Raw genomic sequence first — 14,812 nt, 5'->3', positions numbered from 1 at the left:
GTTTAAAAGACAAACCGTTCTTTAAAGAATCTGTTCCAATGCTGCAGTCTTTACCGCAGCCGTTCTATGCGCATTTAATTACGTTAACAAATCATTTTCCATTTTTACTTGGAAACAATGAGGCAAGCATACAGCCGGCTAACACGGGCGATGCAACAGTTGACCGTTATTTCCAAACGGCTCGTTATTTAGACGAATCATTGCAATCTTTCTTCCAAGAACTGAAAGCTTCTGGGCTTTATGATAATTCTGTGATTATGATTTATGGAGATCACTACGGTATTTCTGAAAATCATAATGCGGCAATGGAAAAAGTAATGGGAAAAGAAATTACGCCTTATGAAAATGCTCAGCTGCAGCGTGTACCTCTATTCATTCACGTTCCTGGAGTGAAAGGCGGAGTTAATCATACGTACGGTGGAGAAATTGACGTTGTGCCAACTCTTCTTCATTTAGTAGGGATTGACAGCAAAGAGTTTATCCAATTTGGCACAGATTTATTTTCTAAGGATCATGATGATGTAGTGGCATTCCGCAATGGCAACTACGTATCTCCTAAATATACATTAGTGGATGGAACGTATTATGATTCTAAGACGGGCCAAGCCCTTAAAGAAAATAATCAAATGAAAGCTTATAAACAGAAGGTAGCAAAAGAACTGGAGTTATCTGATCAAGTGCTTTATGGAGACTTGCTTCGTTTCCACAAGCTGAAGGATTTTCAAACAGTCGACCCTTCGAAATATATGTACGGGAAAGAAGAAACAGAAACATCAGCTAAATAAAGCTAAAATCAAAAGAACATGATGACTTCTGCAAAGCAGAATGAACATCATGTTCTTTTTTACTGTAAACTATTCATCAATAAATTTCTTTAATTCCCGATAAGCGAATAGAGAAAGTATTTTGCTGTTCATCTTTTAATGAAAGCGTTTGGTCCGTTAAATCTAGGCGCTGTACTTTTCCTTTAAACGTTTGAAGCAAACCGTTTTTATAATAGTTAATTGTAACGGCCCCGTTTTTTCTTAATGCTTTTAAAATCATCTTCAAAACTCCTTCCATATTTAAAATGTTTATGATTAACGAGCTGTAACATTCATTTTCATTTGCATATTTTTATTATACACAAAAATAGAAAGCGTTTTCACTTAAAGTTTGAACACTTTGTGAAAACTTTAACAGAGAATGTGACAAATACATACAGAAACTAATTTATTTGTCGTATTCATCATAAAACACATTTATGAAAGGAGTGTTAAGAACGTGTTAAAACTTTATGGATGGAAGAATATTATAAAATATCGTTTGAAATGTCGTAGTGAATCCATTCATCGTTTGTTACATTTCCGCCCATTTTTCTGTAAAGCATTTGGGCTCTTGTGTTATCATAAGCCGTTTCCCAAGACATAKTTKCATACTGATGTTTTTTTGTATACTGGTGACTAGTCGAAAATAACTTTTCTCCGATTTTTTGTCCTCTTGCTTTTTCAGTAACGTACAAGTCATTTAAAATCGCTACAGGCTTTACACGCGTGGTGCTAAATGTAAAATAAAGCGTCGAAAAACCTACTGCTTCGTCATTTTGAGTCGCGATAAACTGAACGCCAGCATCCGGATGCTGAAATAAGTGATTAATTAAATTTCTCAGCTGCTTTTTGGTAGGCTGAGGGCGCTTGTAAAAATCAACAATGTATTCGTTCATTAATGAAATAAGTGCTTCCATGTCAGCGGCATTAGCTTGACGAATTGTAATAGTAGTCATTAAATCTTCTCCTTTTTAATCAGATGATCTACACTTATAGTAAAAGAAATGTATCCCCTCTAAAAGAGCCAGATTTGAAAAATAAAATAGGGACAGATGAAAGGAGCTAGCGTGAAGTTCACACCTTTATTAAACCGCAAAGATGATATGCCTTTGTATCACCAGCTATATGAATATATAAAAAAAGAAATTGTATCCAGCAGGGTAGAAGTGAATGACAAACTGCCTTCTATCCGGTCTTTTGCTGATTACTTAAACGTAAGTCGAAATACTGTAGATATGGCCTATCAGCAGCTTTTAGCTGAAGGGTATGTAGAAAGCAGGCCCAAAAGTGGACTGTACGTAACGAATACACAGTTTGATTTACTGCAAACAGATAGAAAGCCGACTGTATTTTTACATCCTCACTCAGAAACAAAGTCGTGTACCTATGATTTTCCGTATGGAAAAGTTGATAACCGTTTGTTTCCCTTGGATGAGTGGAAAAAACGATACAATGAAAGTCTTCAAACTTATAGAGAATCTCTGTTTACTTACCAAGAAAGTCAAGGAGAAGAATCACTGCGAGAAGAAATTGCGACGTACCTTTATCAATCAAGAGGAGTGGTTTGTTCAAAACATCAAATTATTATTGGAGCAGGTACGCAGCAATCACTCAGTTTACTAGCGCAGATGCTAAAACCAAGCATCTGGGACATTGCCTTTGAAAACCCTTGTTATGACGGGGCTAGCTTTGTATTTAAGCAGCATGGATTTTCCTTAAAACCCGTGTCGCTTAATAACAAAGGGATAAACATCCAAGAGCTTTATGATAGCCTAGCACGAGCTGTTTATGTCACGCCATCTCATCAGTTTCCATACGGAATGATCATGCCTGTTTCAAGAAGAATAGAGCTTCTTAAATGGGCGAATGACCGCAACGGATTTATTATTGAAGATGATTATGACGGAGAATTTCGTTATAAAGGCTCTCCCATCCCTTCATTGCAAAGCTTAGACACTGAGGGGCGCGTCATTTATACAGGTACATTTTCAAAATCTTTTATGCCTTCTTTAAGAATCAGCTACCTTGTATTACCTGAAGTTCTTCTAAAGGAATATCATGAACGCTTCTCTTTATACGAGCAAGCTGTTCCAACTCTCCATCAGCGGACGCTCGGGCTGATGATGAAAAATGGAGAGTGGAGTAAGCATTTAAGAAGAGTAAGAACTGCTTATCAACTGAAACACAGTACTCTTTTAGCAGCTTTACAGAAGGAGTTTAACAAAAACATCACGTTGTCAGGAGAATCTGCAGGTTTGCATATACTTATACGCGTGCACAACGATATGAACGAACAGCAATTAATTAACGCAGCTCGAAAGCAAGATGTCTCTGTCTACGGTACCTCTCGTTATTGGCTTACGGAAGTACCTAAACAAAAGCCTCATGTTTTGTTAGGCTTCGGAAGTTTGGGGAGAGAAGAAATAGAAGAAGGAATAAAACGATTAAAAAAAGCTTGGTTATAAATCCATGCTCGTTTTTTCGGTTTCTTGACAAAAGTTGCCTAGTCCTTTAGACTTTTTTGCATATATTTTAAATTATCTGAAAGGAGGATAGGGTAATCGAAGCTAACTGCTAGTGGACAACCCTAGATTAAACAATGAATCCTATCCAACAAATTTTACATACATTTCCTGTGATTGTACTAGATGGTGCAATGGCAACTGAACTGGAGAGATATGGCTGTGATCTAAACGACAGCTTATGGTCTGCTAAAGTGCTGATGGAGCAGCCAGAATTGATTAAGAGAGTGCATCAAGATTACTTTTCAGCAGGAGCTGACTGTGCGATTACAGCAAGTTATCAAAGCACATTTGAAGGTTTTTCTAAACGTGGTTTGAGTGAAGCAGAGGCTCGCGAGTTAATTCAAGCATCTGTAAAAATTGCGGCTGAAGCAAGAGATGAATTTTGGCAGCAAGAAGAGAATCGTCTTAATCGCCCAAAACCAATTGTCGCCGCTTCGGTAGGGCCTTACGGAGCATTTTTAGCAAACGGATCGGAATATACTGGACAGTATGACGTAACAGAAGAAGAGTTAATGGAATTTCATCGTCCTCGTATGAAAGCATTAATTGAAGCAGGAGCAGACGTATTAGCTTGTGAAACTATTCCTAATGTAATGGAAGCAAGAGCCATTGCGAGGCTGCTAGAAGAGTTTGAAGGAGCGTACGCATGGATTACGTTCAGCGCAAAAGATGACCTGCACATTAGCAGCGGAATATTAATCTCGGAGTGTGCACGCTATCTGGATTCCTATGAGCAAGTAGCGGCTCTTGGAGTTAACTGTACGCCGCCTCAATATATTTCTTCACTTATTAAAGAAATTAAATCTCAAACGGATAAGCCAGTCATTGTGTATCCAAATTCAGGGGAGCATTATGATGCTGAATCTAAAACATGGAACGGGATATCTGCAGGCGAAACGTATGGCTGCAGCGCTCACAGCTGGTATGAAGCAGGTGCTCAGTTAATCGGAGGGTGCTGTCGTACAACTCCAGATGATATCAAAGGCATTACAAAATGGGCTAGAAAATAACGGATTAAAAGAAAGAGAATGTGAGAAAAGTTGTTTCGCTAACGTTAAACACGAACGATCTATCAAAAATAGATCGTTCGTGTTTTTTATGGTCATGGTGAACGTAGGTTTCGTGTGGGCAGGTCCTTCTAGCTGTTACACGGAAATCAACAAAGGTGTCATAAGCAGTTCAGCTCATTTATCCCCATTTTCTGTCTTTAGATTAGATTCATTTTATTATGTCCCAATCTTTTTTTCTTGTAAAATAAAAGAATACAAGTTGAAAAATCTTTATTTGAACGAAAGAAGGGATGATGAAAGTGAAAGATATTAAAAATATTTATTGTGTAGGGCGGAACTACGCACTGCATGCAAAAGAATTACATAATGATATTCCAACATCACCTTTTTTATTTTCCAAACCTACTCACGCTCTCGTTGAAGCAGCTGGACAATCAATCACTCTTCCTAGCGACCAAGGAGAGGTGCACTTTGAAACTGAACTGATTCTTCATATTGGACAATCTTACAAAGAGGGCATAACAGTAGATGAACTTGTTGACGAGATGACGATTGGATTAGACTTGACCCTTCGAGACGTGCAGAGCGAATTAAAACAAAAAAAGCACCCTTGGCTGCTTGCAAAAGGGTTCAAACGTTCAGCGGTCGTGGGAAACTTTATTCCATTTGAAGGAGTAGAAGCATCTAAGAAGAAAGACTTTTCGTTAGTGAAAAACAATGAACGCGTGCAGCTGGGGAATATTAAAGATTTGATTTTTGACTTACAAACGATTATTGATTTTACAGGAAAACATTTTGGTCTTGATAAAGGAGATCTTATTTTTACAGGGACACCTGAGGGAGTAGGTCCGCTTACTCATCATGATGAGCTTTCACTTAAATGGGGACAGCAAGAGCTTGGTTCTTGCATCATTTCCTTTCGTTAACAAAAAGAAGCTGAAACAAAAGTAGTTTAGTTGAAGGAAGATCCGAACGATGAATTGAGATTCTTGATAGAGAATCCAACTCGTTCGGATCTTTTATTGTGATGGTGAACGTAGATTGTATATATTTGCTTCTAGCTGTTGATTAGAGGGTAAGGCGAAGACTCCGGGAGGAAAGTGGAGTGGCTGAGACCCCGCAGAAGGGTAAGTGAAGTTTTGCACGAAAATCAACAGCGGTGTACCACGCAGTCCAAATCATTTATCCTATTTGTTCGTATTTAGTTTGGCTTGCTTTCGTTATGCCTCAATCTCTTTTTCTGCGAAGTCTTAGTTTTTTAGCCTTCAGAATGAATTTAATATCCAATGGGAAAGCTGTTTCTATCTCCTATAGAAAACGAGGTCCTCAGCATGGTGCTCTTAATCCTTACAACGGTGATTTCTATTTTGAGTGTACTAGTTATGCCAAAACGTATCAGCTGGATAGAAATGTACATAACTTCTTTGTTTGTTATGTTTTTAGGATCGGTAGCAGATATATATCTTGATGTTAAATATGATCTTTATGGATTCTTCACAAAAGGAGTAGATTTTGAATATCTTTTAATTTTTATTTTTGTTTATCCTGCAACGAATAGTGTGTTTTTAAATTTTTATCCACAGAGCAAGAGTTTGGCTAAAAAAGCTTTATATATTACAGTGTGGGTAATTCTTACAACCCTGTTTGAATACATTTCTGCCCAAACAGAAGTGTTTTATTATAACGAATGGAAGACGCTATACTCGTTTTTTTGCTATCCTTTTCTTTATATAGCAATGGTTTTAAATTTAAAAATGATACGGAGGCTTCAGATTATCGATAAACAAAAATAGAAATAAAAAAAAGTAATGATAAATCATAAAAAAATGATATTTTATTAATGGCTATATATGTAATATAGTAAAAATAGAAAATAAACGAAGCAGCATATAAGCAGGGTTAAAAAACATCAAAACGGGAATCTTGACATTAACTTCATGTTTTTAACCATGTATTGTGAATGAATATACTTATTGCTAAATAATATGTTGTAGAAGGAATTTAGCAAAGGAGGCAAGAAGATGTTTAAGCGTAGTGAAAAAATCCAAATTCATGGCGTAACGTTTCATGGAGTCATGAGTGCGAAGCAAAAAGCCGCCCTGCAGGAAATTGCTAATGTAACAGACGAAAAAGACTGGGATGGGCTAAAAGGTGTGTATTGCTTAGGCAGTGTAAAAGTGCAAGGGAAAGATGTGCTAGGCGTGTACTATGGCCAATTTAATGATAACCTTCCAAAAGATAAGCGCAAACTTCAGTTTGAAATTGACTATATTAAATATACAGTAACGGAATGTCCTATTGTCTTTATCGATACAACAAAAAATAAAAAGCCTCATCAATTTGCTTTTATCATTCTGCATGAATTAGGCCATCATGTAGATCGTATGACAAATGGAACGCTTTTAAAAGAAGGAAATAGAACGCAAGAAATGTTTGCTAATACGTATGCTTTAGAGAAATATTCAAAAATAGAAAAGTTCCAAACAAAGAAGTTGAAAAACATTCCATTTTTAGAGGAGTCTCTTACTCAATGGAATAAAACTCCTCATTCTGGAGCTTATTCTCTTAGAGTTCAAATTGAATAATTCACGAGAATAGTTCCTCTCTCTCCGTTTTTTATTTTCCTATCTTTTTTCCTCTTCCTTTCTTTTATTCTTCCAATGAACAAAAAGGATTTAATTACCCATAAAGTTTTAAAAGTTTTTATAGTACGAATTATTTACACTATACCCTTCTGTAAATTATGATTATTTTAAGAAAAAACAGAAAATTTTAAAGTTTTAAGGTACAACTTAATAGTGAACAAGCGATGTTGTAATCGTATAGACGAACTGGCATACATATGCGAGTCATACATACAAACGAATCGCTTCCACTGTTAYGAAAGCGGATTCAAAAATAGGAGGGGTAATAATGTTAGCTATTCTTGGGTTTTTGATGGTTTGTACATTTATGTTTCTAATTATGACAAAACGATTAACGCCGCTTATTGCTTTAATGGTTATTCCAGTATTGTTTGCAATCATAGGGGGATTCACAAGTGATATTGGAGAAATGGCTTTAAATGGTGTAAAAGAATTAGCACCTACAGGCGTTATGTTAATGTTTGCTATTTTATATTTTGGGATTATGATTGATGCTGGTTTGTTTGATCCAGTTGTAGGAAGAATTTTGAAAATCGTAAAAGGTGATCCACTAAAAATCACAATTGGTACAGCTATTTTAGTTCTTATTATCTCATTAGACGGAGACGGAACAACAACATATATGATTACGCTCTCAGCGATGCTTCCGCTTTATAAAAAGCTAAACATGAAGCCTATGATTTTAGCCTGTATCGCTATTATGGGTAGTGGAGTTATGAACTTAACGCCTTGGGGCGGACCTACTGCTCGTGTGATGAGCGCATTGAAGTTAGATGCTTCACAGGTGTTCACACCACTGATTCCAGCCATGATTGGTGGAGCTGTTTGGTTATTATTTACGGCTTACTATTTCGGGAAAAAAGAGCGCCAGCGCTTAGGTGTTATTGATATTCAAGACGTTACAAATGCTCAAGTAGCTTTTGCAGAAGCAGCCGCCGCTGAAGGAATCGAGTACAAGCGTCCGAAGCTTTTATGGGTAAACTTTGCTTTAACAGCTTTCTTATTAGTAGGACTTATCACAGCAGTTATGCCGCTTCAAATTCTGTTTATGATTGGATTTGCAATCGCTATCATGATTAACTATCCAAATTTAGAAGTTCAAAAAGAGCGTATCACAGCACATGCCGGTAATGTACTTGCTGTTGTATCTCTTGTATTCGCAGCAGGCGTATTCACAGGCATTTTATCAGGTACAAAAATGGTAGATGCAATGGGTAATAGTTTAGTAGGATTAATTCCAGATGCGTTAGGGCCTTACATGTCTGTGATTACAGCCATCACAAGTATGCCATTTACGTTCTTTATGTCAAATGATGCTTACTACTATGGAATTTTACCAATTATTGCTCAAGCAGCTTCAGCATACGGTATTGATGCTGCAGAAATTGGCCGTGCTTCATTGATTGGTCAACCTGTTCACTTACTAAGTCCTTTAGTTGCTTCTACGTATCTATTGGTCGGTATGGCAAAAGTCGAGCTTGGTGAATTCCAGCGCTTTACTTTAAAGTGGACGATTGGAACAGCGATGGTGATGCTTTTAGTAGCTATTATTACAGGAGTTATTACGCTGTAAAGATCATGAACCTAAAAACTTATCAATTCCGCTTTTGGGATTGATAAGTTTTTTTGTCTAAAAAGCTTTTGGAATAAGGAGCGGATATACAAAAAATTTTGATAAAATAAAAGAGGAATAGAACTATAAGGTAAAGGCTAAAGGTGCGATGAAATGAAAAAATGGTTTCAAGTATCGCTGCAAACAAAAATCGTAGGTTTATCCGCAGCATTAATCATAACTGTTATTGTTCTTTTAGCGAGTATTTTCTCTTACATGCAGTTTGTAGAATCTAAAAGGCAAGCCGAGCAGCTGGCTCTTCAAGCAGCCAAATCAATATCATTTATGCCCGAAGTCAAAGCTGCTTTTCAAAAAAAACAGCCGAGTCGCTATATTCAGCCGCTTGCCGAGCAAGTGAGGGAACAAATCGGAGCAGCAAGTATTGTGGTTCAAAACCGTGAGCAAATCATCTATTCTCATTCTAATCAAAAATGGATAGGAAAGAAAAACAAAGAGGCGGTTAACGATAGAGCACTATTATTCGGCGGATATTATACGCTTGACGGAGAGGGAACCACAGGTCCTGCTATTATGGGGAAAGCGCCTATTGTCATCAGTCACGGAAAGTATACGGAGGTCGTAGGAGTAGTGACGGTTGAGTTTTTAAAGTCTCATGTTCATGCTCAGCTTATTACGCGTATTCAGCAAATTATCTTATTTTCACTAGCTGTTTTATTACTTGGTATGATCGGAGGTATTTTTTTAGCTAAAAGTATTAAAAAAGATACTCTCGGTCTTGAGCCCCATGAAATCGCTTCTTTATACCGTGAACGAAATGCGATTTTACTTTCGATAAAAGAAGGAATTATTGCTATTGATCATCAAGGCTTTATTACGATGATGAATACATCAGCTAAAAATATGCTAGGGCTACAGGCGGAATATTTACATCATCATATCATTGAAGTATTTCCTTATACGAATATGATTGAAGTGCTAGATACAGGAATAGCCCGAAGCGACCAAGAGATTTTTCTAAATGAAAAAACGTTTATCTTAAACTTAACACCTATTATTGAACATCAACGAATTGTAGGAGTGGTCGCTAGTTTTCGTGATAAGACAGAATTAAAAAGCTTAATCAATACGATTTCAGAAGTACGAAGGTATTCAGAGGATTTACGAGCTCAAACGCATGAGTTTACGAATAAGCTGTATGTTTTGTCGGGTTTGCTGCAGTTAGGGCAGTACAAAGATGCATTTGAGTTTATTCAAAAAGAATCAGCCGTACACCAAACACAAAATCGTATTCTATTTGATCAGATATTAGATTCTAAAGTCCAAGCAATATTGCTTGGGAAGATTGGAAAAGCATCTGAAAAGAAAATTCACTTTTCGGTTGATTCGGAGAGTACACTCGATACGCTCCCAGAACATATTGAAATTTCTCATCTCATTATCATTATTGGGAACTTAATTGATAATGCATTTGAAGCGGTGAGTCAGCAGTTTAAAAAAGAAGTGTCGTTTTTTATTACCGATATTGGTCATGATTTAATTATTGAAGTGATGGATAACGGACCAGGTATATCAGAAGAAGTACTAAATCAAATTTTCACAAAAGGTTTTTCAACCAAAGGTACAGATAGAGGATACGGACTGGCAAATATAAAGAAAATGGTAGATGAACTTGGAGGATCTATTGAAGTGTATAATCAGCCAGAAGGAGGAGCCATTTTTTCAGTTTACCTTCCAAAAAACTGAACCATGAGAAGTAAGGGGAGAGTCGAAATGTTACGAGTCGCAATTGCAGAAGACGATTTTCGAATTGCTCAAGTTCAAGAGCGATTTTTATTAGAAGTAGATGGTGTAGAAGTTGTAGGTAAAGCGTTGAATGCAAAAGAGACGCTTGAAATGCTAAAGGAGAAGAAAGTTGATTTACTTCTTTTAGACATCTATATGCCAGATGAAATGGGAACGGATTTACTGCCAAAAATTAGAGCGCAGTTTCCACAAGTTGACGTTATCGTGGTAACGGCTGCAACAGAAAAAAACATTGTAGAAATCTGTTTGAGAAACGGCGTCGTTAATTATTTGATTAAGCCCGTTATGATGGAAACCTTCATTAATGCTATTAAACAGTATCAAGAGAAAAAGGAACTGTTTAGTACGCATAAAGAAGTTGATCAATCATTTATTGATGCGTACTTTGGACATGTCAGAACAAAGCCAAAAGCGGATAAATCTCTTCCTTCAGGTATTGATGGTATCACATTACAAAAGTCAAAAGACATTTTAAAAAGCATCAAAGGAATTACAATCGAAGAGATGGGGCAACAAATGGGAGTATCTAGAACGACAGCTAGACGATATTTAGAGTATCTAGTATCAACTGGTGAATGTCACGTTGAATATGATTATGGGATTATTGGACGGCCGGAGCGCAAGTACTATTTAGCGTAGCATTAGCCTTGAAGGATGGGATATATGATCAAAAAGCTCATGATAGTGTTTATAAGTGTATTGCTTGTTAGCTGTTCTTCTCCCACTAAAAAAGAACGTATTGATATGAAAAAAATTGAAATTGTGGCAGCCGGTGCAAAAGGCGGAGGAGCAGATGCAACAGTAAGAGCCATTCAACAAGTGCTAACGGAAAAGAAGATTGTGAAGGTACCCGTTTCTGTTAGTAATAAAATAGGTGGGCAAGGTGAAGAAGGATRGAAATATATTAAACAGAGAAAAGAAGGGAATATTGTTTCCGGAAATTCCAGTTTGCTGATTACAAATAATTTGCTAGGGCAAAGTCAATTAACCTATAAAGACTTTACTCCGCTCGCTATTTTAACATCTGAATGGGAGGTCATCGTGGTCCCTGCTAACTCTCCTATATATAATTTAAAACAGCTCATACGCACGTTAAATCAAAGTGAATCCAGTATGAAAGTGGGAATATCACCTCGCTTAGGAAACGACGATCATTTATCGTTCATGCAGCTAAATAAAAAAGCAGGCGTAGACTCTTCCAAGCTTGAGTTCTTCGTTTACAACAGCAGTCATAAAGTGATCGATGCGCTCGTTCATCATCAGCTAGATGTAGCACCTATGTCATTATCAGAAGTAAAAAAGCAGTACGAACAAGGGCAGGTAAGAATACTCGCCGTTTCTTCTCCCAGCAGGCTAGAAGAGCTAAAAGAGATCCCCACGTGGAAAGAAGCGGGAATTGACGTAACATTTAGCCATTGGAGAGGTCTAATGGGACCGCCTAATATGACCAAAGAGCAGGTAGCATATTGGAATAAGACAGTGTATGAAATGGTTCATACAAAAGAATGGGAACAACTGCTTAAAGATAACGATTTAACCTCTTTTTATAAAAATAGCAGCGGTGCTAAAGTCTTTCTTGAGCAGCAAAGCAAGCTGTATTCTGACTTAATGGGTGGAACAAACGATGAATAAATACAATAGAAAGACGTTGGGACAAAAGAATTTTAGACGAAGTGAAAAACGAACCATTGATCAAGATGTTTGATTCGTGGTTCGTTTTTTTGTTGTGGTAAGCATAGTTTCATCTGTTTCGTTCCTTCTAGCAGTTGATTGGAGGGCAAGRCGAAGACTCCTGCGGGAAMAGCGGAACAGRTGAGACMCCRCAGGAGCGKAAGCGACGAGGAGGCTCAYCGGCCGCCCGCGGAAAGCGAAGTCTTGCACGGAAATCAACTGCGGTGTCAAAAGCAGTTCAGCTCATATATCCCATTTGTTCGTCTTTAGATTGAATTCATTTCGGTATGTCTCAACCTCTTTCTATCAGTGTACATCCTTTAAATCCAAGTTTTGAATGAACTCAATAAAAGCTTTTACGATGTTAATTTTTAATGAATCCTCATGATAAAACATCCATGTACTGCGTGTTAAAGGCTGCTGGTCTTTTGTTTTTAACGTGTATCTGTAAATCTCTGCTGCGTCATCAAGCAGCATACTCGGCAAAATCGCATAACCGAGTCCGTTTACAACCATCTTTTTGCATGTTTCTGCTTTATCCACTTCAATACTGACAAGGGGAGGCTGAGAGTAATTTTCAGCCCACCAGTTATCAACAGATGTTTTTAAAAAACGATCTTGGTGATAGTCAATTCGAGGTATATTGGGAAGGTTGTTTATGTCAACAGGCTGTGCAGACGCAATGCAAATCGTTTCTTTAAAAAGCAACTCTTTCTGATCCTGCCAGTTATAATCACCTTTTACAAACGCAATATGAACATCGTGCTTATAAAGTAAGTGGGCCATGTCACTGCTCCATCCGGTCGTGACTTTGAATTCAACGTCAGGAAATCGCTCTTTAAATAACCGTAATAGTCCAGGGAGCTTGTAGTCAGTGAAAAAGTTAGACACTCCTAGACGTAAAGTACCGGTTAATTGATCATCCATGTTTAACACATTTTCTTTTATTTTTTGAAGCGTGAGCAGCATTTCTTCTGCGCACTTCACTAAATATTCTCCCTGCGGTGTAAACTGAACTCCGCGGCGTCCTCTGTTCACAATCTGAACATGAAATTCCTTCTCCATCTGCTGCAGTCTATGCGTAAGCGCAGGCTGAGAGATAAACAGCTCCTTGGCTGCTTTTGTAATGTTTTTTTCTCGATACAACACTTGTAGAATAAGCCAATCTCGATCGTCCATACTACCCCTCCAGGAATAAAAAAAATGAATGGTTTATAATAAAATTTCGATATTTTAATTATCTCTAAAATTATACTATAGTTAAGAAGAGGAATGTTCGGTGTAAGAAAGAAAAGCCTTGTAGAAGGAAGGAAGTAGATATGAACGCAAGAATTATTTTTTTACAATCTATATTTTTTATTTTATTAACAAGCGTGGGAGGATTTCTTTTATCGTTAACAGGCTTATCCATTGGCTGGATGCTTGGGACCCTCATTTTAGCTGCTATTCTAGCTTTCCGAAAGCCGGGTTTTTTATCTCAAACAAGCAAAAAAGGTATTCCAAAATATTGGCTGTACGCAGGACAGTGTATTTTAGGAATTGAATTAGGTCAAAAGATTAACTTGTCTGTATTAACTACGTTTCAATCTCACTGGTCCACCATTACGATCATGCTTTTGCTGTCCGTTGTTTTTTCTCTTTTATCCGGTTATTTGCTATGGAAGTTCAGTTCCACAGACTTATTAACAAGCTTTTTCGGCACGACTCCTGGAGGAATGAGCGCAATGCCAGGCATGGCTGAAGAGGTAGGGGCCAATACGGCAGTTGTAAGCATCATTCAAACGATGCGCGTGTTTTTAGTTGTGCTTGCTGTTCCTTTATTTGTGGTCTATTGGGGAAGTAATACAGGTCGGCATGCAGTGTCAGCTACTCCAAGTATTTTTGGGTGGGAATCACTGCTATGGACAGGCGTTTTAATCGTTACAGCAGTAGTAGGCTATTATATAGGAAAAAAACTAAAATTTCCTGCTCCTTGGTTAGTAGGGGGAATGCTTACTGTTGCGATTGTTCAAACAGCTGCTTCATCGTACGCGGGCTATAATCTTCAAGCATACTGGCCTCATTCTGTGATGATTTTATCGCAAATTTTTATCGCGTCAAGCATTGGTTCTCGCTTCCATAAAGAAATGTTTATTGGCGTAAAAAAAATTATAGTTGTTGCGCTTATTAATACAATCGGCTTAATTGCTGCTATGTTTGTTTGTGCACTATTCGTCTCCAAAATAACTGGAATTGAGCTTATTACGTCTATTTTAGCTTTTGCTCCTGGAGGCATTGCAGAAATGGCGACTACATCCATTGTATTGCAAGCCGATTCGACGTTGGTAGTAGCGGTCCAAGTGCTTCGAATTTTAACCATTTGGCTGCTTCTTCCTCCGCTGTTTCGCATGTTTCATCAATGGGGAGAAAGAAAAAGAATACATTCACACGTTTCATAATAAATATGTGAATGCACTAGGCAAAGTAAGAGAGAGTTTTAAAGAGGGAAATGGGGGGAGAATAGATGAGTAATAAAGAAATGGTGGTCAGTCAGTTCGGGGGGAATGCTGGAAAGTACGTCAAAAGTAAAGGTCATGCGAAAGGCAAAGATTTAGCTGTTTTAGCGGAAATTGCTGAAGAAAATAGAGGAGGAAAGCTGCTTGATGTAGCAACAGGAGGAGGACACGTGGCAAATAAGCTAGCACCTGTCTTTCAAGAAGTAACGGCTTTTGACTTAACTCCTCAAATGTTGCAAAGTGCTGAAGGCTTCATTACAGGAAATGGTCATGAAAACGTATCT

The 14,812-nt window shown here is 37.7% G+C and carries 15 protein-coding genes; 12 read left to right on the top strand and 3 right to left on the bottom strand.

Annotated features, from left to right (window positions below; translation table 11 throughout):
- Window positions 1–785: LTA synthase family protein (locus tag AC1DRF_RS08715; protein ID WP_477740596.1), on the top strand; the 785-nt coding region annotated here is incomplete at its 5' end.
- A 76-nt stretch (window positions 786–861) separates the two neighbouring features.
- On the opposite strand, the gene AC1DRF_RS08710 is transcribed toward AC1DRF_RS08715, so the two are convergent.
- Complete coding sequence (locus tag AC1DRF_RS08710) at window positions 862–1,062, bottom strand: YolD-like family protein (protein WP_074893948.1); 201 nt, start codon at window positions 1,060–1,062, stop codon at window positions 862–864.
- Window positions 1,063–1,291: 229 nt separating this feature from the next.
- Entirely contained in the window at window positions 1,292–1,762 is a 471-nt protein-coding gene (locus AC1DRF_RS08705) for an N-acetyltransferase family protein (protein WP_477740595.1), read from the bottom strand.
- A 111-nt stretch (window positions 1,763–1,873) separates the two neighbouring features.
- Between AC1DRF_RS08705 and pdxR the strand changes: the two genes are divergently transcribed.
- From pdxR to AC1DRF_RS08660, 9 genes are all read left to right on the top strand, one after another.
- A complete protein-coding gene (gene pdxR / locus AC1DRF_RS08700; protein WP_427075656.1) occupies window positions 1,874–3,271 on the top strand; it encodes a MocR-like pyridoxine biosynthesis transcription factor PdxR in 1,398 nt (465 codons plus the stop codon).
- 134 nt (window positions 3,272–3,405) lie between these two features.
- Window positions 3,406–4,341 (top strand): homocysteine S-methyltransferase, encoded by a 936-nt coding sequence (gene mmuM / locus AC1DRF_RS08695; RefSeq protein WP_477740594.1) that lies wholly within the window; start codon window positions 3,406–3,408, stop codon window positions 4,339–4,341.
- A gap of 293 nt (window positions 4,342–4,634) precedes the next feature.
- Window positions 4,635–5,267 (top strand): fumarylacetoacetate hydrolase family protein, encoded by a 633-nt coding sequence (locus AC1DRF_RS08690; protein WP_013081877.1) that lies wholly within the window; start codon window positions 4,635–4,637, stop codon window positions 5,265–5,267.
- 456 nt (window positions 5,268–5,723) lie between these two features.
- Complete coding sequence (locus tag AC1DRF_RS08685; RefSeq protein ID WP_427075654.1) at window positions 5,724–6,134, top strand: CBO0543 family protein; 411 nt, start codon at window positions 5,724–5,726, stop codon at window positions 6,132–6,134.
- A 228-nt stretch (window positions 6,135–6,362) separates the two neighbouring features.
- Window positions 6,363–6,926 carry an ImmA/IrrE family metallo-endopeptidase gene (locus AC1DRF_RS08680; RefSeq protein ID WP_043980266.1) on the top strand — a complete coding sequence of 188 codons (564 nt, stop codon included), beginning with the start codon at window positions 6,363–6,365 and terminating at the stop codon, window positions 6,924–6,926.
- A 328-nt stretch (window positions 6,927–7,254) separates the two neighbouring features.
- Window positions 7,255–8,559, top strand: a complete 1,305-nt coding sequence (locus AC1DRF_RS08675; RefSeq protein ID WP_427075653.1) for a CitMHS family transporter — start codon at window positions 7,255–7,257, stop codon at window positions 8,557–8,559.
- Window positions 8,560–8,712: 153 nt separating this feature from the next.
- Window positions 8,713–10,302, top strand: coding sequence for an ATP-binding protein (locus AC1DRF_RS08670; RefSeq protein ID WP_013055559.1), 1,590 nt, complete (start codon window positions 8,713–8,715; stop codon window positions 10,300–10,302).
- Window positions 10,303–10,329: 27 nt separating this feature from the next.
- Window positions 10,330–11,001: a response regulator gene (locus AC1DRF_RS08665; RefSeq protein ID WP_013055560.1), complete on the top strand. Its 672-nt coding sequence runs from the start codon at window positions 10,330–10,332 to the stop codon at window positions 10,999–11,001.
- Window positions 11,002–11,025: 24 nt separating this feature from the next.
- Entirely contained in the window at window positions 11,026–11,994 is a 969-nt protein-coding gene (locus tag AC1DRF_RS08660) for a tripartite tricarboxylate transporter substrate binding protein (RefSeq protein ID WP_477740593.1), read from the top strand.
- A gap of 345 nt (window positions 11,995–12,339) precedes the next feature.
- On the opposite strand, the gene AC1DRF_RS08655 is transcribed toward AC1DRF_RS08660, so the two are convergent.
- Window positions 12,340–13,212, bottom strand: a complete 873-nt coding sequence (locus tag AC1DRF_RS08655; protein WP_013055563.1) for a LysR family transcriptional regulator — start codon at window positions 13,210–13,212, stop codon at window positions 12,340–12,342.
- Window positions 13,213–13,352: 140 nt separating this feature from the next.
- Between AC1DRF_RS08655 and AC1DRF_RS08650 the strand changes: the two genes are divergently transcribed.
- On the top strand, window positions 13,353–14,471 hold the full coding sequence (locus AC1DRF_RS08650; protein ID WP_013055564.1) for an AbrB family transcriptional regulator: 1,119 nt from the start codon (window positions 13,353–13,355) through the stop codon (window positions 14,469–14,471).
- 65 nt (window positions 14,472–14,536) lie between these two features.
- The coding region (locus AC1DRF_RS08645; protein WP_477740592.1) for a class I SAM-dependent methyltransferase at window positions 14,537–14,812 on the top strand (276 nt) is incomplete at its 3' end.

This window comes from Priestia sp. P5_B4, from assembly GCF_056400385.1.
Note: the sequence above shows the minus strand (reverse complement) of the source record. Positions and strands in the feature narration are given on the sequence as shown.